Here is a 17,752-nt window from a genome sequence, read left to right as displayed (position 1 = left end):
CACGTGCCAAGCAGGTTCTAACACGGAGAGATGAAGCGCTTGAGCAGTGCTTGTGCCATGGCGTGAGCGTAGTGTTCGGCGACCTGCATGGGAGTTTCCCCGTCGTCGGCCGGCAGCTCAGGGTCTGCGCCGTACGCGAGCAGGATGGCCGTCGCCGCGGTGTTCCACGGGTATCCCGTCTGCAGGTGGCCGTCGCCCTCAACGTCGAGCGCGTGGGTGAGCAGCGTGTGTCCGAAGCACCTTTCGTTCGGGTCCGTTCCGGATGCGAGAAGAACGGTGAGCGCCTCGTAGTCACTGGCCTCCACGGCCTTGTGCGCCGGCGTCCATTTCGAGCCGTCAGACGTGTCAGTCACATGAGGAAGCCTACGGAGGCCCTACTTACGCGGGTCGGGGCCCCTGGCACCTTCGCAACAGGCCCTGGCTCGACTGCGCCCTCACCCTCGCCGACAGCGGCGATTTCGGACGCGAGGGGCCGATCAGGAGAAGCGGGCCACGACGTCATCGGGGTCATCAGGGTGACGTGGTCATACGGTCGCGTGGTGGAGCGAGTCCAGGACGGCCAGTTCGTCCTCGGAGAGGCTCAGAGACCCGGCCGCCACGTTCTGAGCGAGGTGGTCGAGGTCACCAGTGCCGGGAATGGCCAGGACATGCGAGCCGCGGTGCAGCGTCCACGCCAGCCGGACCTGGGCGGTGCTCACCCCCCGGGCGCGGGCAATGGCGTGCACTTGGCTGCTGTCGTCGGCGGGCGCGCCGGCCGTGCGTCCGCTGCCGGCGATCGAGTAGAACGGCACGAACGCGATGCGCTGTTCACCGCACAGGCGCAGGAGTTCCTCCTGCTCGGGCGATACGCCGATGCCGTACATGTTCTGGACGCAGACCACCGGTGCGATGGCCTGAGCCTCGGCGAGGTGGTGGGTGCGGATGTTGGACAGCCCCAGGTGGCGGATGAGACCGGCGTCGCGCAGTTCGGCGAGCGCGCCGAAGCGGTCGGCGATGGAATCGGTGCCGACGATGCGCAGGTTGACCACGTCGAGGTGGTCGCGGCCGAGCTGGCGCAGGTTCTCCTCGACCTGGCCGCGCAGCTGCCCGGGGGTGGCGTGGGGCAGCCAGTTTCCCGAGGGACCGCGGCTGGGTCCGACCTTGGTGGCGACGACGAGATCGTCCGGGTAGGGCGCGAGGGCGCGGTTGATCAGCTCGTTGGCACAGCGCAGCGGCGAGAAGTAGAACGCGGCGGTGTCGAGGTGGTTCACGCCGAGCTCGACCGCCCGGCGCAGCACCTTGATCGCCTGGTCGCGGTCGCGTGGGACGGCGTCGGGCGCGAACGCCTCGCCGTGCTGGGGCAGGCGCATCGTGCCGAAGCCGATCCGGTGGACCGTGCGGTCGCCGAGCTTCCAGGTGCCCGCTGCCGCCGCGGTGATCGTCTGTGAGGTCATGGCGGGATGATCGACGCACGGTAACCTGGCGGGCCATTGTTTAACACATATCTGAATCCAATGAGGGGGCCGTCGTGGCGGAGCTGGCGTTCTCGGCAAACGATCTCGCGCAGGTGCGGTTCGCCATCTCGCCGATGTGGGAGGTCGCGCCCAGCTTCCGGCTGCTGAAGTCGACCACCGCGCACCCGGTCCACCGGCCCTGGATCGAGCAGGTGCGGCCACGCGTACTGGCCGCAGGCCTGGACCGGGGATGGCTTGCCGAGTTGATCGGGACCTCCGGCTACGTGCCGGACTTCCTCACCCCGGCGCCCGCAGGGCCGGCCCCCACGCCGGCGGCAGAGTGGGATGCGATCTCGGCCTCGCCCGCCGACCGGGTACGCGAGGACCTCGACCACCTCGCCCGCCACCAGGGGCACCTCGGCCCACGGCTCTCGAGCCTGCACGCCGATCCGCCCGCGCGGCTGGCCAAGGTCACGCAAGAGATCGAAACGTACTGGGAGCTGGCACTCGCCCCGTACTGGGCACGGATCAGGGCCGTACTGGACGCCGACATCTTCTACCGGGCCCGCACCGTCGCCGAGCACGGCGCGGGTTACCTCTTCAACGACCTGCACACCTCGGTGAGCTGGGACGACAGCACACTCACACTGGTCCGCCGGAAACGTAATATGCCCCGCCAGTTCGCGGGCGCGGGACTGTTGCTGATCCCCTCCGCGTTCACCGGCCCCGGTCTGCGCACCCGTGTGCGACCGCCGGACCCGCCGCAACTCGCCTATCCGGCCCGTGGCGTCGGCGCGCTGTGGGAGACACGGCCCGCCACCGGAGCGTGCGCCCTCGTCCCGGTACTGGGCCGCTCACGAACTCTGCTGCTGACCGAACTGGCGACCCCGGCCTCCACGACCGAACTGGCCCGTCGCACCGGACTCTCCCCGGCCGGGGTATCCCAATACCTCACCGCGCTACGCAACGCGGGTCTGGTCAGCGCCCACCGTGCCGGCCGCTCCGTCCTTTACGCCCGCACCACTGCCGCCGATACCCTCCTCGACGCCTCCTTCACCTGAAACTCCAGACTTAGTGTCAAGCGGCCCGGTCGTTGAGGCCTTCACGTACGACCCAATACGGGTAGCCGAACCGCTCACCGAGGGCAACACCGAGGGCAACGAGCCTCGGTCTGTCGGCCGGTACGTGGTACGCCTTCATCGCACGCAGGAACAGCCGATATCCGAGGTCCGCGCACGACTCGGTGACCACCCGCTCCAGCGCGGGGACCAGCCCGGTCACCGGAGTACCGAACTGCGCCAGGCCCCCGAACTCCAGTCATACGAGGCACTGCACGAACTGGACCAGCCACCTAGCATGCCGCCCATGGCGATGTTCGTGCACTTGACGTCGGCGGCGAACGCGCCGCGGATCCGGCGGTCCGGGATCCGTGCCGTCAGTCACGGACAGGGCGGTGGGCGCGGGGTGTTCTGTTTCCCGGTGCTGCCGTCGTACACGCTCACCCACCAATGGCTGCGCGAGCTGGCCCGTTTCGGCAGTCGGGGAGGGCTTGTCGCCGTGCATGTGCGGCTGGACGACGACCAGGAGGTGCTGGTCGGGCGGTACGCGGACCGGAGACGGGGCACCCAGGCCACCGCGTCCGCAGCCGAGGCGGTGCGGCGGATCGCGGTACTGGAGGACCCGCGCGGGTGGGAGGTCTTCGTGCCCCGGGCGATCGGGCCGCGCGAAGTGCACCGGATCCGTACCGCACCGCAGGTGGCGGGCTGGCGGTACCTGCCCGACGCGCATGGTGTGCGCCCCTGCACCTGCTTCGGATGCCGGGTGCGCGGCGGGTACGGGGCGCGGCGCCTGCGCGAGCGGTTGCCGCATCCGCTGGACGGCCCAGCGCCACCGGCGAGGGTGCTGCTCGCGAGGGTCGCGGCGGCCGGCGAACCGGGAGACCCCGCCGTGCTGCGGGAGGCTCTGCACTGGTTCGGCATGCGGCGCCGGGGCCCGCTCGCCCAGCTTGCCCACCTGGCCGCCCACCCCGACCCCGGGGTGCGGGAGGCACTGGTGTGGGCGGTCGCCGGCTGGTCCACACCAGGTGTCGCCGAGCTGCTGCAAGACCTCGCGGACGACCCCGACCCGGATGTCAGGGAGGCCGTGGAGGTGGTCAGCGACGACGACTGACTCAGGCAGGCACACCGCCTGGACCTGGAGACGGGAGAGTTCTCACGGGGCTTCTCTGGAACTCCCGAGCAGCGTCACTCAACTCTGGGGGCCCGCCTCGAGGGTTGCGCGAAGGATGGCCAGGGTTGAGGCGATGCGGGACAGGTCGTCGGGGGGAACCACCGCGGTCAGTGAGATGAGCTCGCTTTCGACAATGGGGCGGGAAGCGGACAACTGCTTCTCACCCGCGGATGTGAGGCGGAGGACGGACGAGCGGCGGTCCTGGGGGTGCGCGACCCGCAGGCACCAGCCCGCAGCCACCAGCCGGTCGACCGCCTTGCTGACGGCCCCCACGGTGATCGCCAGTTCGCCGACGATGTCGAGCACGCGGCACCCCGGCACGCGGTCGATGATCTCCAAAAGCTCGAACTGTCCCAGCCCCAGCCCTTGTTCGTCGCGCAACCGGGCGCTCACCGCGTTGTAGAGCCGGGTCTCGACGCGGACCAGATCGGAGAAGATCGGGGTGATGTGGCTCATATCAGCTCCAGTAGATTCCCGGGAATCATCTTCCGTGGAATCCGGTTGGGGTCAGGCAGGTGGATTCCCAGGAATCTATCCTCGCACCCCGACCCGTGGAGGCCCCGCATGTCCCGACAGCAGCGCGACGCCCTGGACGCCATACTCCGTTCCGCCCCTCGCAGCAAGATCCGGCCCACTCCCGAGGAGCAGCGCAGCGGTTTCGCCGCGGCTGTCACCCGCCCCGCGCCGGAGGGCATGGTCACCCGCAGGGCCGTCCTGGGCGGGCGGCCGATACTGGAGCTGGAGCCGGCCGAAGCCTCCGGCCGCGGCCGACTGCTCTACCTGCACGGCGGCGGCTACGTCATCGGCTCACCGGACACCCACGCAGGGCTGGTCGGTGAACTGGCCCGCCGCGCCGGGCTGCGCGCGACGTCGGTGGATTACCGGCTGGCGCCCGAGCACCCTTTCCCCGCGGCTGTCGACGACGGACTCGCGGCCTACCGCGAGCTGCTGGCGTCGGGCACCGACCCGCGGGACCTCGTCATGGCCGGTGACTCCGCCGGTGGCGGATTGAGCATCGCCACGCTGCTCGCCGCCCGGGAGGCCGGGCTGCCGCAACCAGCCGCCGTGGTCGTCTTCTCCCCCTGGGCCGACCTCACCCTCGCCGGAGGAAGCATCCGTTCCAAGGAGAGCGCCGACCCCATTTTCACAGAGGCCGACCTGCGCGCCTACGCCGATCTCTACGTCGGCGCAGGCGACAGGGCGCATCCCCTGGCCAGTCCGGTGTTCGCCGACCTCACCGGACTGCCCCCACTCCTCGTGCAGGTCGGGGCGAACGAGGTACTCCTCGACGACGCGGTCCGGCTGGCCGGCCGCGCGGGCGCCGACGGCGTCGAGGTCACGCTCGAAGTCGGCCCCGGCCTCCCCCACGTCTTCCAACACCACTACGGCCGCCTCGACGAGGCGGACGCCGCACTCGACCGCGCCGCCCGCTTCCTCACCGCCCACCTGAGCGCCGGGCGCCCGGACGCCGACCATCTCGAACCGGTCCACTGACACCGACCCCGAAGGCCTCCGTACAACTCCCCTCAGAGGTCCGGGAACGGTGGCGCTTCATCCATCGTCAGCAGCAGCTTCCGTGCTGGTTCGGCCTCTTCCCGTCGCATGGATGAGGCCAGGCCCTCGACGACCGGTCGGCCTGCGCGTACGGCTCCCCGGGCTGCCACCTCCCAGGCAGGCTGCTCCCGGAAGCTCGTGCGCTTCGGGCCGCCGGCCGCCACGGCCGAAGAGTGCCAACTCACGGTCCGGTAGATGCTCTCCAGTAGTTCCAACAGCTCGGCCTTGCAAGGCACGTACGGGGCCCCGGCGAGTTCCAGGAGGAATGGGACCGTCGAGGCGGTCGCCTCGCCGACTACGAACCCCAACGCGCAGATGCAGTCCCCGAGTTCATCGATCGCGAGGCGGGCAGTGTCCTCACCTCCGTACGCGATCCGGGAGAGCAGCGGCGGGATGTTCCCGGCGGGGAGCTGTCGCGCGTCGCGCAGTTCCCCCCAGCGGATGCCAGAGATGCCTTTCAACAGACTTCCCACGCACTGTCACCTTTCACATGGCTCGAGATAGCCCTGCCATCAGACCATCAGCGGCCCGGTCAGTTCGCACCAGACCGTCTTGCGGTCCGCCTCCGGGGTCACGGCCCACCGATGGGCCAGCGCCTCGATGAGGGCCAGGCCCCGGCCGGACTCGGCCATGCCGGCGGCGGACAGGAGTACTGGCAGGGCGCGCGGGTCGGGGTCGGTCACCTCGACGCGGGTGTGGCCGTGGGGTGTGCCGGTGACGCGGACCGTCACCGGGGTGCCCTCGCCGAGGTGGTCGATCACGTTCGTCAGTAACTCCGTTGCACACAAGCGGACTTCGAAGTCGTGTGCGCGGAGGTGGTGGCGCAGCTCCGGTACGGCCTTCGGTGTGGCGAGCAGGTCGAGTTGCAGTTCCCGAGCTGTGGGGGAGTGGTCGGGCATGGGTGGGGTCTTCCCATTCCTGTGCGTTGTGTGATGAATGCCTCACAGAGTGTCGTCGGGATCGGTACGGTGGAGGGGGTTTCGCGTTCGCGACCAGGGCAGCGGAAGGTGAACCATGGCACGGCGCAAGGACATCGACGGCTCGATGAGCGTCCCGACCTTCTACGGCAAGGAGTTGCGGTGGAAGCGGGAGGCGGCGGGGATGTCGTTGGAGGCGTTCCTTGAGGGCAGCTTCTACGGCAAGACGTACCTCAGCGACATCGAGCACGGGGAGCGGAGGATGCCGCTCGACCTGGCTCGGCATGCGGACCGGGTGCTCAACACCGATGGGTTCTTCGAGCGGCACTGTGAGGATGTGCGGAAGGCGCGGAGGGGGCCGCATGCCGCCTACTTCGAGAAGGTCCTGGAGGCGGAGAAGTACGCGGAAGCCATTGAGGAGTGGTGCCCCATCACCTTCCCCGGGCTGCTCCAGACCGCCTCGTACGCTCGGGCGCTGGTCCGGTCGGCCCACCCGGCGGCCTCCGACGAGTGGGTCGAGGAGAAGGTGACGGCTCGACTCGCCCGGGCCCGCCTCGTCGAGGAGGATCACTCCACCCCGGAGTACTGGGCGGTCCTGCACGAGTCGCTGATCGCGGACCCGATCCTTCCTCCGCTGGAGATGGCCGAACAGTTGGACCGGGTCGTGGAGTTGGCCGAGCGGCGCCGGATCACTCCGCAGATCGTTCCGCGGACGTGCGGCGCGTATCCCCTGATGGCCGCCTCCATCAAGGTCATGACCTTCCCGGACGCGCCGCCGCTGCTCTACACCGAGGCGTCCTACAGCGGGGACACCATCGACGATCCGGCCCTCGTGAAGCAGTACCGCAAGGCATACGATCGGCTCAGGGCCGTCGCGCTGTCACCAGACACGTCCCTCGACATGATCAAGGCAGCCGCAGAGGATTACCGAAATGGCAAGCAACCGGATCGACTTGAGTGACGCGCTCTGGTTCAAGAGCAGCTACAGCAACGGGGACGGCGGGGACTGCGTCGAAGTGGCCAGCGACTTTCCCGGCGCCGCCCTCTGGCGCAAGTCGAGCTACAGCAACGGTGACGGCGGCAACTGCGTCGAAGTCGCCCACAACATCCCCGGACTCGTCCCCGTCCGCGACTCCAAGACCCCCCATTCCCCTGCCCTAATCCTCAGCGCTACTGCTTGGGCCCCCTTCGTCGCCTCGCTCAAGGGCTGACCCGGGGGCTACTCAAAGGTCGAAGCGCTCAAGATCCCGCAACCACGTCCGTGCCGAACTGTCCGACGGCGCACGCCAGTCACCCCGCGGGGAGAGCGAACCGCCGGCCAGGACCTTCGGCCCGTTCGGCATGGCCGATCGCTTGAACTGCGCGAACCCGAAGAAGCGGCGGCAGAAGACCTCCAGCCAGCGGCGGATCTCCGGCAGGTCGTACGCCACCCGCTTGGCCTCGGGGAAGTTCGGCGGCCAGGCACCGCCCTCCGCGTCGTGCCAGGCGTGCCACGCCAGGAAGGCGATCTTCGACGGCCGGAAGCCGTACCGCAGCACGTGGAAGAGTGTGAAGTCGTGCAGTGCGTACGGGCCGATCTTCGACTCCGTCGACTGCATCTCCTCACCAGGCACCAGCTCCGGGCTGATCTCCGTGTCGAGGATTGCGGCGAGCGTCTTGCCGGTCTCGTCGTCGAACTCGCCGCTGCTGATGACCCAGCGGATGAGGTGCTGGATCAGAGTCTTCGGCACTCCGCCGTTGACGTTGTAGTGGCTCATCTGGTCGCCCACGCCGTACGTGGACCAGCCGAGGGCGAGTTCCGACAGGTCGCCGGTGCCGAGCACGATGCCGCCACGCTGGTTGGCCAGCCGGAAGAGATAGTCCGTGCGCAGGCCCGCCTGCACGTTCTCGAAGGTGACGTCGTACACCGGCTCGCCGGAGGCGAACGGGTGGCCCATCTCCTGCAGCATCAGCCGTGCGGTCGGCGTGATGTCCAGCTCGGCCGCGGTGACACCCAGGGAACGCATCAGCGCATGCGCGTTGTCCTTGGTGTGGTCGCTGGTGGCGAAGCCGGGCAGGGTCCAGGCCAGGATGTCGCTGCGCGGGCGGCCCGCGCGGTCCATCGCGCGGGCGGCGACGATCAGCGCGTGCGTGGAGTCCAGGCCGCCGGACACCCCGATGACCACCTTCGGGCCGCCGATCGCCGCGAGGCGCTGCTGGAGGCCCTCGACCTGGATGTTGTACGCCTCGTAGCAGTCCAGGGCGAGGCGGTCGGGGTCGGCCGGCACGAACGGGAAGCGCTCCAGGCGACGGCGCAACCCCAGGTCGGTGAGCGGTGGATCGAGTTCGAACCCCACCGTCCGGAAGTCACTCGTCCGCGCCCTGTGCGTACGGCGGTTGTCGTCGAACGTGCCCGTCCGCTGCCGCTCCTGCCGCAGCAGGTCGAGGTCCACGTCGGCCACCGCGTAACTGTCGCCGAGCGGGAACCGCTCGGACTCGGCCAGCAGCGCGCCGTTCTCGTAGACCATGGTCTGGCCGTCCCAGGACAGGTCGGTGGTCGACTCGCCGAGGCCGGCCGCCGCGTAGACGTACGCGGCGATGCAGCGGGAGGACGCCGAGCGGCACAGCAGCTTGCGGTCCTCGGCCCGCCCGACCGTGATCGGGCTGCCCGAGAGATTGACGAGGACGGTCGCACCGGCGAGGGCCGCCTCCGCGCTGGGCGGCACCGGCACCCACATGTCCTCGCAGATCTCCGCGTGCAGTACGAGACCGGGGACGTCCTCCGCCGCGAACAGCAGATCCACGCCGAAGGGGACTGCCTCGCCGCCGACGCGAATCGAACCGCCGCGCTCGTCCGCGCCGTCGCCGATCTGCCGGCGCTCGTAGAACTCCCGGTAGTTCGGCGGGTACGACTTGGGGACCACACCGAGGATCCGGCCGCGGTGCACGATCACCGCGCAGTTGTAGACCCGGTTGCGGTGGCGCAGCGGGGCGCCGACGACCAGGACCGGCAGCAGGTCCGCCGACCCGGTCACCACCTCGCCGAGCGCCTCTTCGACCTGGTCGAGCAGCGCGTCCTGCAGCAGCAGGTCCTCGATCGAGTAGCCGCACAGCACCATCTCCGGGAAGACGGCGACGGCGACGCCCTCCTCGGCGCACCGGCGTGCGTGACGCAGGACCGCTTCGGCGTTGGCATGCGGGTCCGCGATGACGGTGTGACCCGTACACGCGGCGACGCGTGCGAAGCCATGCTGATAGATCGACCAGAAGTTCAACGGAGGCACTGGCCCAGTGTAATCGTCAGAGCGACGCGATGGGGGGCGTGGGGTGTTGTGTACCCCACGCCCCCCTGGAGCGCCCAACGCGTCAGTGGACCGGCGTCAGCCGATCACCGGCGCGATCAGTGACGGCGGTACGACTGGACGTAGCCGCCCGCGGGCGAGCCCACGCCGGTGACGTCGTCGTAGCCCTTCACCGCGGACAGCGAGCTGTCCTTGCCGAGGCTGCGGACCGAGGTCGCGAGGCCGCCGGAGGCGTCGAGGCCGTTCACGAAGTCGATACGGGCCACCGCCAGGCCGGAGCCGGTCGGGTTGTCCGTGACGTCGTGGTACACGCCCTTCTTGTTGTACTTGGCGTAGATCGCCGGGTTGGCGAAGCCGAGCGCCTTGCCGCCGTGCGCCTCCTGGGCCAGGGCCTGGACCGCGGCGATCACCGGGGCGGCCAGCGAGGTGCCGCCGATGCGGTACTCGCTGTACTGCTGGGTGCCGTCCGGGAAGGTCTGGGTCTGGCCGACCAGGAAGCCGGTGTTCGGGTCGGCGATGGCCGCGATGTCCGGGACGACGCGGTTGCCGTCGGCGCTGTTGGCCTTGGCGAGCTTGTCCGGGACGACGCCCTTCTGGTAGTACGGCTGCGCCACCGTCTTGCTGGTGCCGCCGCCCGCGCCCGAGGTGAACGCGCCGGGGAAGTTCGTCCAGCTCTTGCCGTCGGCCGACAGCAGAGCCTTCTGGGTGCCCCAGCCGGTCTCCCACTGGTACGTGTCGCCCTTGCCGACGGCCAGCGAGGTACCGCCGACCGCGGTCACCCACGCCGAGTTGGCCGGGGTGTCGACCTGCTTCGTACCGGTGTTGGCGACCTCGTCGCCGTTGTCACCGGAGGAGAAGTAGAAGCCGATGCCCTGGACCGCGCCCAGCTGGAAGACCTGGTCGTAGGCGGCCGCGAGGTCCGGCGTCTGGTTGGCCTCGATGTCGCCCCACGAGTTGGAGACGATGTCGGCCAGGTGGTTGTCGACGATCTTGCTGAGCGAGTCCAGCAGGTCGTCGTCGTAGCAGGACGCGGCGCCCACGTAGGTGACGTCGGCGGCCGGCGCGACCGCGTGCACGGCCTCGACGTCGAGGGTCTCCTCGCCGTACCAGCCGGCCGCGCCGCACTCCTTGGTCTTGGTGTAGTTCTTCGGCAGCACCTGGTGCAGCTGGCCGGTCTTCCAGGCCGCGTCACCGTTCTTCAGCGCGTACTTGCCCGCGTCGAAGGCGATGGTCGGCGAGGCGTACGCGTCGGTGATCGCGATGCGCACGTTCTTGCCGGTGTAGTCGCCCGCGCCGTAGGCGGCACGCAGCTGCTTGCCGGTGTAGCCCTTGATCGCGTACGGGATCTTCCCGCCGTACGCGTCCGGCAGCGTGGTCGCGATGTTCGAGCCGAAGTACGAGGAGAACGGCCCGGAGTTCTTGAACACGTCGTCCGGCGGCGGCAGTTGCTCGTCGTGGGTCGACTTGTGCGGGGCGTTGTCCAGACCGGTGACGGTCAGCACGGCGCCCTGCAGACCGGCCGGCACCGAGGCGGTCTTCGCCGGGGCGCGGTAGGTCTTCGAACCCTTGGCGAATTCGTGCAGCTGGGTGCCGAACGCCTTCTCGGCGGCGGCGACGTCACCGGAGACGGCGACGTAGTGCGAGGTGACCTCGGTGACCTGGAGCCCGGCGGCCTTCAGCCAGGACTTGACCGCGGCAACCTGGGCCTTGGTGGCCCCGAAGCGGGCCTGCGCCTTCTTGGCGCTCAGGTACTTGCCGTACTGCGGCGAGCTGGGGTCGGACACGGCCTTCGCGTAGGCGGCGAGTCCGGCCCGGTCCCGGCCGGCCAGGTACACGCGGGCCTTGACCTGGGCGTTGTCTGCGGTGGCACCCTTGTCCGCCTTGGCCGTGGCCCACGCGGGCTTGGTGCCCGCCAGTGCGTCACGGGCCGGGGTGTCCGCGGCGTGCGCCGCGGATATACCGAACGCCAGCGCTCCGGCGATCATGGGCAGTGTCGCTGCCATGCTCACGCCGGCGCGCACCTTGGCGCGGTTGGATCTCATAGAACCCCCTGCGATGCGGTTCGCATGCATGTAGTGGTCGGTACGTCGTGGATCCGCACACCGGCCCGCGGCGGCGTCGGCCCGCGAAGGGATCACACGATGGGGGCCACTCTTTCGATGAACCGTTCATGCCAGGGGAACGCAAAGGTCAAGAGAAGCTCAAGTAATCGTCATCGAGGGCGATTTGAGGCTTTCGTCCGCATCGCGGCTTACGAACGGGGTTGTGCGCCCCGTTCCTTGAGCATGCCGGCCATCAGCTCGATCTCCGACCGCTGCGCGTCGACCATGCCCTGCGCGAGCCGCTTCTCCACCCCGACGGTGCACTTGGCCACACACCCCTCGGCCATGTGGATACCGCCCTTGTGATGGTCCGTCATCAGCTGGAGATAGAGGACCTCCGCCTGCTTGCCGCTCAGCGACTGGAGCTTCTTCAGGTCGGTGTTGGTCGCCATGCCCGGCATCAGCGCGCCGTCCTTGCCGGAGGCCATGTCGCCCATGCCCATCCAGGTCATCGGCGGATCGGCCGACACCTTCGGCAGCCCCCACAGATCCAGCCAGCCCAGCAGCATCCCGCGCTGGTTGGCCTGCGTCTGCGCGATGTCGTACGCGAGCCGCCGCACCTCCTCGTTCTGCGTGCGGTCCCGCACGATGTACGACATCTCGACGGCCTGTTGGTGGTGGACGGCCATGTCCCGCGCGAACCCGGCGTCGGCGGACTCGGCCGTGGGCGTCTTCGGGTCCGATCCGCCGTCCTCGGCGACCGCGTACGTGATCGCCCCGGCCGCGACGAGCACCGCTGCCGCGGCGCCCGCCACCCAGCCGATGTGCTGCCGCCTCACTTCATGATCCCGCCGGTGCACGAGGCGCCCGGCTCGGGCGTCTGGGCGCCCTGCACGTAGGTGGCGAAGAACTTGTCCACCTCCGGGTCGCTCGCGCTCTTCACGGTCACCTGGTGACCCCAGGCCGACAGGACCAGCGGGGCGTCCTGGTTCTGGTACGGGCTCATCAGCGAGTACGGCGTCTTCTTCACCTTGGCCGCGAGCGCGTCCACGTCGGCCTTCTGCGCCTTGTCGGTGTACGTCACCCAGACCGCGCCGTGCTCCAGCGCGTGCACGGCGTTCTCGTCCTGCACCGGCTTGGTGTAGACGTCGCCGTTGCAGTTGAGCCACACCGGGTTGTGGTTGCCGCCGACCGGCGGGTGCATCGGGTACGACACCCGGGTCGTCACGTGCGTCCGCGCCAGCTTCCCGGACCAGGTCTTCACGCCGTCCTTGCCGGTGGTGAAGTGCCCGGAGTCCCCGGAGCCCTTCGCGTCACCGCTGGAGACCGTGTTGTTCTTGCCGGAGTCGTCCGACTGCGAGTTCACGAGAACCACACCACCGACGACGAGACCGCCGACGACCACCGCGCTGGCGGCGATGGTGAGCGCCCGGTTACGGCGCTCCCGGGCACGCTCGGCGCGCCGCAACTCCTCGATGCGCGCCTTGCGCGCCGCGCTGCTGCTGTTCTTGGCGGAACCCATGAGGTGTCCTTCTGGGGGAAACGGACGTGGACAGTGGGGCTCGCTGATCGTAGTGCGCAAGGAGCGCCGGTCCGTAGGGAGGGCTCGGCGACCGAATAATTTGAACCCCGGATGCGCATTACCTACCCTCACGATATGCGGTTGCTGCGCTCCACCGACCTGGCCCTGCGGGTCCTCATGCGGCTCGCCGTCGCCGGCGACGCCAACCCCACGACCCGCCAGGTCGCGGCGGACATGGACGTGCCGTACACCCATGCCGCCAAGGTCGTGGCGGAACTCCAGCACCTGGGTCTGCTCGACGCCCGCCGTGGCAGGGGCGGCGGCCTCGCCCTCACCGAACGGGGCCGTACGGCCTCCGTGGGTACGGTCGTCCGCACTTTCGAGGGGGACGGTGACGTCGTCGACTGCGAGGGCGGCACGACCCCCTGCCCCCTGAACGCCGCCTGCCGCCTGCGGGGCGCCCTGCGCCGGGCCCAGGAGGCGTTCTTCGCGACGCTGGACCCGCTGACGGTGGGCGACATGGTGGCCGAACCGACGGGGCCCCTGCTGCTGGGCATCTCCAGGGGACCGCGGGGCGACTGAAGGGCCGCCGTTTGGCCGGAAACGGCCGTTGATCGCTGGCGTGGGCCTCGTGAAGGCTGGGACCTCCGCATGGATCGACAACGGGGGTACGTATGAAGATCCTGATCTCCGGCGCGAGTGTCGCCGGTCCTGCCCTGGCCTGGTTCCTGCACCGTGACGGTCACGAGGTGACCGTCGTCGAGCGCGCCCCGGCCCTGCGCGACAGCGGCTACGCCGTCGACTTCCGGGGACCGGCCTTCGAGGTGCTGGAAGAGCTGGGCATCCTGGAGGAGGTCCGCGCCCACGCCACCGGGATGACCGGCACCGACCTCCTGGACGCGGCCGGCGACCACGCCGGCGAGCTGCCGGCCGAGATCTTCGCCGGGGAGCTGGAGGTCCCCAAGCGCGAGGTGACGCGCATCCTCCACGAGCGCACGGCCGACGTGGTGCGCTACGTCTTCGACGACTCGATCAACCGCATCGAACAGGACGCGACCGGTGTCCGGGTCGGCTTCGAGCGGTCTGCCCCGGACACGTACGACCTGGTGGTCGGCGCCGACGGCATCTACTCCGTGGTGCGCCGCCTGGTCTTCGCCCCGCACTCCGAGGCGATCCGCCACCTCGGCCTCTCGGGCGTCGGCTTCAGCACGGCCAACCACCTCGGCCTGGACCACCGGGGAGCGCTGTGGCAGACCCCCGGCCGCGCGGTCTACATGTTCAGTGCGGCGGACCGGGACCGGATGTCCGTCAGCCTGTCCTTCGCCAGCGACTCCCCGGCGCTGGACCTGCTGGACCGCGCGGAGCAGGAGCGCATCACCCGGGACCGGATGGCCGGCGCGGGCTGGCTGCTGCCCCGCCTGCTGGAGGACATGTCCGCCGCCACCGACTTCTACTTCTCCTCGGCCTGCCAGGTGCACCTGGACCGCTGGTCCGAGGGCCGCGTTGTCCTGGTGGGCGACGCGGGCCACTGCGCCGCCCCGACCTCCGGCATGGGCACCTCCCAGGCCCTGATCGGCGCGCACACCCTCGCCCGCCACCTCGCCGCCTCCGACGACCACACCAAGGCCTTCGAGTCCTACGAGCAGGAACTGCGCCCGTACGTGACCGAGAACCAGGAGATCGGCCGGGAGGGGGCACGGCGCTTCGGGGCCTGAGTACCTTGCGGCCACCGCCACGCAGGCCGTGCGTGGCGGTGGCCGCAAGGTACTCAGGCCTGGGCGAGCCAGAGGTCCGGTCCGAACACCTCGTAGTGGATGTCCGCCGGAGCCACGCCCTGCTCGATCAGCTGGGAGCGCACCGCGCGCATGAACGGCAGCGGTCCGCACAGGTACGCGCGCGTGCCGGGGTGCACGGTGACGTCGGTGAGGTCGACCAGGCCGGTGCGGGTGCCGGGCTCGGCGTCACGCTCGTAGAAGAAGTGCGTGGACGCGTCCGGGAGCTTGGCGGCGTACGCCTCGTGGTCGGCGCGCAGGGCGTGGTCGGCGGGGGAGCGGTCGCCGTGCACGACCGTGACCGGGGCATCGTGGCCGTCGGCCGCCAGTGCGGCGAGCATCGCGACCATCGGGGTCACGCCGATACCCGCGGAGGCGAGCAGGAGCGGCCGACCGGTGCTGTCGCCGAGCACGAGGTCGCCGTACGGCTCGGAGAGGTCGAGGACGTCGCCCTCGCGCACGCGCGCGTGGAGGTGGTTCGAGACCTCGCCCTCGGGCGTGGCGTCGTCGCCCTGCACGCGCTTGACGCTGAACTGGCGGAGCGTCTCGCCGGGCGCGCCGGACAGGCTGTACTGCCGTATCTGCCGGGCCCCGTCGGCCAGCTCGACCTGGACGGAGACGTACTGGCCGGCGCGGAAGTCGCGCACCGGGCCGCCGTCGGCGGGCCGCAGCCGGAAGGTGACGACGTCCGCCGTCTCCTCGACGCGCTCCACGACCTCCCACGGCCGCCGCCCGGTGCTGCCGCTCTCCTCGTACAGCCGCTTCTCGATGGCGATGAGCGCGTTGGCCATCAGCCAGTAGACCTCGTCCCAGGCGGCGGCGACCTCGGGCGTAACGGCCTCGCCCAGGACCTCGACGATGGCGGCGAAGAGGTTCTCGTGGACCACCGGGTACTGCTCGGGGGCCACGCCCAGTGAGGCGTGCTTGTGGGCGATCCGGCTCAGCAGGGCGTCGGGCCGCTGGTCCGGGTGCTCCAGCAGGTGGGTGGCGAAGGCGGCGATGGAGCCGGCGAGGGCCTGCTTCTGGAGGCCGGCGGCCTGGTTGCCGCGGTTGAAGAGGTCGCGCAGCAGTTCGGGGTGGGCGGCGAAGAGCCGGGCGTAGAAGCGCTCGGTGATCTCGCCGATGGCCGCGCCGACGGCGGGAAGGCTGGCGCGGACGGTGACTGCGGACTGCTCGGACAGCATCGTGACTCCTCACGGCTCGACTGCTCGGCTCGACGGATCGGCTCTGCTGGTCAGCACGCTATGAAAACTTGCATCTCAGATTCAAATTAAAGGGGTGTGGTGTCGCTCACGAGGGAAGCGGACCGGCCATTACGGATATCGGCGAGAGGAGGCAAGATGGGCGGCAGAGCAGTACACCTGCCGTACGACAGGCATTCAGGCCTAGGACGCTGGGGCGATCAAGGTCCGCAACGCGCATGAAACGGTGTTGTGGTGGGATGCTCCCAGGCGGCCTGACCAGCAAGGATGGGGAAGCGGAAGATGGACAAGCAGCAGGAGTTCGTGCTCCGGACCTTGGAGGAGCGCGACATCCGGTTCGTACGCCTGTGGTTCACGGACGTGCTGGGCTTCCTGAAGTCCGTCGCCGTGGCCCCGGCCGAGCTGGAACAGGCCTTCGACGAGGGCATCGGCTTCGACGGCTCCGCCATCGAGGGCTTCGCCCGGGTCTACGAGTCCGACATGATCGCCAAGCCGGACCCCTCCACCTTCCAGGTCCTGCCGTGGCGTGCGGAGACCCCGGGCACGGCCCGCATGTTCTGCGACATCCTCATGCCGGACGGCTCCCCGTCCTTCGCGGACCCGCGCTACGTGCTCAAGCGCGCCCTGGCCCGCACCTCCGACCTGGGCTTCACCTTCTACACCCACCCCGAGATCGAGTTCTTCCTGCTGAAGGACCGCCCGCTGGACGGCTCCCGCCCCACTCCGGCCGACAACTCGGGCTACTTCGACCACACCCCGACCAACGTCGGCATGGACTTCCGCCGCCAGGCGATCACCATGCTGGAGTCGATGGGCATCTCGGTCGAGTTCTCCCACCACGAGGGCGCCCCCGGCCAGCAGGAGATCGACCTGCGCTACGCCGACGCGCTCTCCACGGCGGACAACATCATGACGTTCCGCCTGGTCATGAAGCAGGTGGCCCTGGAGCAGGGGGTCCAGGCGACCTTCATGCCAAAGCCTTTCTCCGAGCACCCCGGCAGCGGCATGCACACGCACCTCTCCCTCTTCGAGGGCGACCGGAACGCGTTCTACGAGTCCGGCTCGGAGTACCAGCTCTCCAAGGTCGGCCGCTCCTTCATCGCGGGCCTGCTCAAGCACGCGGCGGAGATCTCCGCGGTCACCAACCAGTGGGTGAACTCCTACAAGCGCATCTGGGGCGGCTCCGAGCGCACGGCCGGCGCCGGCGGCGAGGCCCCCTCCTACATCTGCTGGGGCCACAACAACCGCTCGGCCCTGGTCCGCGTCCCGATGTACAAGCCCGGCAAGACCGGCTCCGCGCGCGTGGAGGTCCGCTCCCTGGACTCCGGCGCCAACCCGTACCTGGCGTACGCGCTGCTGCTGGCGGCCGGCCTCAAGGGCATCGAGGAGGGCTACGAACTCCCGCCGGGCGCCGAGGACGACGTCTGGGCCCTCTCCGACGCCGAGCGCCGCGCCATGGGCATCGAACCCCTCCCGCAGAACCTCGGCGAGGCCCTGACCCTGATGGAACGCAGCGACCTGGTCGCCGAAACCCTCGGCGAGCACGTCTTCGACTTCTTCCTGCGCAACAAGAAGTCGGAGTGGGAGGAGTACCGCTCCGAGGTGACCGCGTTCGAGCTGCGGAAGAACTTGCCGGTGCTGTAAGGGCAGGTCGGAGCGGGTTTCCGCCGAAACGATCCCTTGGGGGCCGGCGGTCACTATCCGTCGGCCCCACGGCGTCTCGCAGCCGTGGGGCCGTCTCTGGGCCGTCCATATCCGGCGGTGTCGTTGGCCATCCTCTGGCCAGGATGCTGCTCGCGA

At 69.7% G+C, this 17,752-nt stretch carries 19 protein-coding genes; 8 read left to right on the top strand and 11 right to left on the bottom strand.

Going from position 1 to position 17,752, the window contains the following annotated elements; all coding sequences use genetic code 11:
• Nucleotides 1-17: 17 nt before the first annotated feature.
• Entirely contained in the window at nucleotides 18-353 is a 336-nt protein-coding gene (locus ACFYZZ_RS33650; protein ID WP_389184142.1) for an ankyrin repeat domain-containing protein, read from the bottom strand.
• A gap of 171 nt (nucleotides 354-524) precedes the next feature.
• A complete protein-coding gene (locus ACFYZZ_RS33645) occupies nucleotides 525-1,433 on the bottom strand; it encodes an aldo/keto reductase (protein WP_389184139.1) in 909 nt (302 codons plus the stop codon).
• An 83-nt stretch (nucleotides 1,434-1,516) separates the two neighbouring features.
• Between ACFYZZ_RS33645 and ACFYZZ_RS33640 the strand changes: the two genes are divergently transcribed.
• A complete protein-coding gene (locus ACFYZZ_RS33640; protein ID WP_389184284.1) occupies nucleotides 1,517-2,494 on the top strand; it encodes an ArsR/SmtB family transcription factor in 978 nt (325 codons plus the stop codon).
• Nucleotides 2,495-2,510: 16 nt separating this feature from the next.
• Here the strand turns inward: ACFYZZ_RS33640 and ACFYZZ_RS33635 are convergent, their stop codons facing one another.
• Nucleotides 2,511-2,714 carry a hypothetical protein gene (locus tag ACFYZZ_RS33635; protein WP_389184136.1) on the bottom strand — a complete coding sequence of 68 codons (204 nt, stop codon included), beginning with the start codon at nucleotides 2,712-2,714 and terminating at the stop codon, nucleotides 2,511-2,513.
• An 84-nt stretch (nucleotides 2,715-2,798) separates the two neighbouring features.
• Between ACFYZZ_RS33635 and ACFYZZ_RS33630 the strand changes: the two genes are divergently transcribed.
• Complete coding sequence (locus tag ACFYZZ_RS33630; protein ID WP_389184133.1) at nucleotides 2,799-3,602, top strand: HEAT repeat domain-containing protein; 804 nt, start codon at nucleotides 2,799-2,801, stop codon at nucleotides 3,600-3,602.
• 78 nt (nucleotides 3,603-3,680) lie between these two features.
• Here ACFYZZ_RS33630 and ACFYZZ_RS33625 read toward each other — a convergent pair whose 3' ends face one another.
• A complete protein-coding gene (locus ACFYZZ_RS33625) occupies nucleotides 3,681-4,118 on the bottom strand; it encodes a MarR family winged helix-turn-helix transcriptional regulator (protein WP_389184130.1) in 438 nt (145 codons plus the stop codon).
• A gap of 108 nt (nucleotides 4,119-4,226) precedes the next feature.
• On the opposite strand from ACFYZZ_RS33625, the gene ACFYZZ_RS33620 reads away from it, so the two are divergent.
• Entirely contained in the window at nucleotides 4,227-5,156 is a 930-nt protein-coding gene (locus ACFYZZ_RS33620; protein ID WP_389184127.1) for an alpha/beta hydrolase, read from the top strand.
• A gap of 32 nt (nucleotides 5,157-5,188) precedes the next feature.
• On the opposite strand, the gene ACFYZZ_RS33615 is transcribed toward ACFYZZ_RS33620, so the two are convergent.
• Nucleotides 5,189-5,689 (bottom strand): hypothetical protein, encoded by a 501-nt coding sequence (locus ACFYZZ_RS33615; protein ID WP_389184124.1) that lies wholly within the window; start codon nucleotides 5,687-5,689, stop codon nucleotides 5,189-5,191.
• A gap of 39 nt (nucleotides 5,690-5,728) precedes the next feature.
• The gene (locus ACFYZZ_RS33610; RefSeq protein WP_389184121.1) at nucleotides 5,729-6,115 is read right to left on the bottom strand and encodes an ATP-binding protein; all 387 of its coding nucleotides are present in this window, start codon (nucleotides 6,113-6,115) and stop codon (nucleotides 5,729-5,731) included.
• Between the two features lie 115 nt (nucleotides 6,116-6,230).
• Between ACFYZZ_RS33610 and ACFYZZ_RS33605 the strand changes: the two genes are divergently transcribed.
• On the top strand, nucleotides 6,231-7,094 hold the full coding sequence (locus ACFYZZ_RS33605) for a helix-turn-helix domain-containing protein (protein ID WP_389184118.1): 864 nt from the start codon (nucleotides 6,231-6,233) through the stop codon (nucleotides 7,092-7,094).
• Nucleotides 7,066-7,344 carry a DUF397 domain-containing protein gene (locus ACFYZZ_RS33600; protein ID WP_389184115.1) on the top strand — a complete coding sequence of 93 codons (279 nt, stop codon included), beginning with the start codon at nucleotides 7,066-7,068 and terminating at the stop codon, nucleotides 7,342-7,344. Before ACFYZZ_RS33605 ends, ACFYZZ_RS33600 begins: the two co-directional genes overlap by 29 nt.
• A 12-nt stretch (nucleotides 7,345-7,356) precedes the next feature.
• Here ACFYZZ_RS33600 and ACFYZZ_RS33595 read toward each other — a convergent pair whose 3' ends face one another.
• The 4 genes from ACFYZZ_RS33595 to ACFYZZ_RS33580 form a co-directional block, all read right to left on the bottom strand.
• Nucleotides 7,357-9,396, bottom strand: coding sequence for an NAD(+) synthase (locus ACFYZZ_RS33595; protein ID WP_389184112.1), 2,040 nt, complete (start codon nucleotides 9,394-9,396; stop codon nucleotides 7,357-7,359).
• Between the two features lie 116 nt (nucleotides 9,397-9,512).
• Complete coding sequence (locus tag ACFYZZ_RS33590) at nucleotides 9,513-11,456, bottom strand: protease pro-enzyme activation domain-containing protein (protein WP_389184109.1); 1,944 nt, start codon at nucleotides 11,454-11,456, stop codon at nucleotides 9,513-9,515.
• A gap of 209 nt (nucleotides 11,457-11,665) precedes the next feature.
• Nucleotides 11,666-12,295 carry a DUF305 domain-containing protein gene (locus tag ACFYZZ_RS33585; RefSeq protein WP_389184106.1) on the bottom strand — a complete coding sequence of 210 codons (630 nt, stop codon included), beginning with the start codon at nucleotides 12,293-12,295 and terminating at the stop codon, nucleotides 11,666-11,668.
• Entirely contained in the window at nucleotides 12,292-12,978 is a 687-nt protein-coding gene (locus tag ACFYZZ_RS33580; RefSeq protein WP_389184103.1) for a DUF3105 domain-containing protein, read from the bottom strand. Before ACFYZZ_RS33580 ends, ACFYZZ_RS33585 begins: the two co-directional genes overlap by 4 nt.
• A gap of 135 nt (nucleotides 12,979-13,113) precedes the next feature.
• Between ACFYZZ_RS33580 and ACFYZZ_RS33575 the strand changes: the two genes are divergently transcribed.
• Nucleotides 13,114-13,560, top strand: coding sequence for an RrF2 family transcriptional regulator (locus tag ACFYZZ_RS33575; protein WP_389184100.1), 447 nt, complete (start codon nucleotides 13,114-13,116; stop codon nucleotides 13,558-13,560).
• 92 nt (nucleotides 13,561-13,652) lie between these two features.
• Complete coding sequence (locus ACFYZZ_RS33570; protein WP_389184097.1) at nucleotides 13,653-14,693, top strand: FAD-dependent monooxygenase; 1,041 nt, start codon at nucleotides 13,653-13,655, stop codon at nucleotides 14,691-14,693.
• A 53-nt stretch (nucleotides 14,694-14,746) separates the two neighbouring features.
• On the opposite strand, the gene ACFYZZ_RS33565 is transcribed toward ACFYZZ_RS33570, so the two are convergent.
• The gene (locus ACFYZZ_RS33565) at nucleotides 14,747-15,934 is read right to left on the bottom strand and encodes a globin domain-containing protein (protein WP_389184094.1); all 1,188 of its coding nucleotides are present in this window, start codon (nucleotides 15,932-15,934) and stop codon (nucleotides 14,747-14,749) included.
• Nucleotides 15,935-16,234: 300 nt separating this feature from the next.
• Here ACFYZZ_RS33565 and glnA point away from each other — a divergent pair, with 300 nt between their 5' ends.
• Nucleotides 16,235-17,596, top strand: a complete 1,362-nt coding sequence (glnA, locus tag ACFYZZ_RS33560; RefSeq protein WP_389184092.1) for a type I glutamate--ammonia ligase — start codon at nucleotides 16,235-16,237, stop codon at nucleotides 17,594-17,596.
• Nucleotides 17,597-17,752: the final 156 nt, after the last annotated feature.

Source organism: Streptomyces sp. NPDC001816 (assembly GCF_042892235.1).
Lineage (GTDB): Bacteria > Actinomycetota > Actinomycetes > Streptomycetales > Streptomycetaceae > Streptomyces.
Note: the sequence above shows the minus strand (reverse complement) of the source record. Positions and strands in the feature narration are given on the sequence as shown.

Excerpts from the sequence above, each read along its gene's own strand:
- ACFYZZ_RS33600 (WP_389184115.1), top strand. The coding sequence starts at position 7,066 with ATGGCAAGCAACCGGATCGACTTGAGTGACGCGCTCTGGTTCAAGAGC.
- ACFYZZ_RS33620 (WP_389184127.1), top strand. The coding sequence starts at position 4,227 with ATGTCCCGACAGCAGCGCGACGCCCTGGACGCCATACTCCGTTCCGCC.
- ACFYZZ_RS33565 (WP_389184094.1), bottom strand. The coding sequence starts at position 15,934 with ATGCTGTCCGAGCAGTCCGCAGTCACCGTCCGCGCCAGCCTTCCCGCC.
- ACFYZZ_RS33630 (WP_389184133.1), top strand. The coding sequence starts at position 2,799 with ATGGCGATGTTCGTGCACTTGACGTCGGCGGCGAACGCGCCGCGGATC.
- ACFYZZ_RS33570 (WP_389184097.1), top strand. The coding sequence starts at position 13,653 with ATGAAGATCCTGATCTCCGGCGCGAGTGTCGCCGGTCCTGCCCTGGCC.
- ACFYZZ_RS33625 (WP_389184130.1), bottom strand. The coding sequence starts at position 4,118 with ATGAGCCACATCACCCCGATCTTCTCCGATCTGGTCCGCGTCGAGACC.
- ACFYZZ_RS33610 (WP_389184121.1), bottom strand. The coding sequence starts at position 6,115 with ATGCCCGACCACTCCCCCACAGCTCGGGAACTGCAACTCGACCTGCTC.
- ACFYZZ_RS33605 (WP_389184118.1), top strand. The coding sequence starts at position 6,231 with ATGGCACGGCGCAAGGACATCGACGGCTCGATGAGCGTCCCGACCTTC.
- ACFYZZ_RS33580 (WP_389184103.1), bottom strand. The coding sequence starts at position 12,978 with ATGGGTTCCGCCAAGAACAGCAGCAGCGCGGCGCGCAAGGCGCGCATC.
- ACFYZZ_RS33590 (WP_389184109.1), bottom strand. The coding sequence starts at position 11,456 with ATGAGATCCAACCGCGCCAAGGTGCGCGCCGGCGTGAGCATGGCAGCG.
- ACFYZZ_RS33645 (WP_389184139.1), bottom strand. The coding sequence starts at position 1,433 with ATGACCTCACAGACGATCACCGCGGCGGCAGCGGGCACCTGGAAGCTC.
- glnA (WP_389184092.1), top strand. The coding sequence starts at position 16,235 with ATGGACAAGCAGCAGGAGTTCGTGCTCCGGACCTTGGAGGAGCGCGAC.
- ACFYZZ_RS33575 (WP_389184100.1), top strand. The coding sequence starts at position 13,114 with ATGCGGTTGCTGCGCTCCACCGACCTGGCCCTGCGGGTCCTCATGCGG.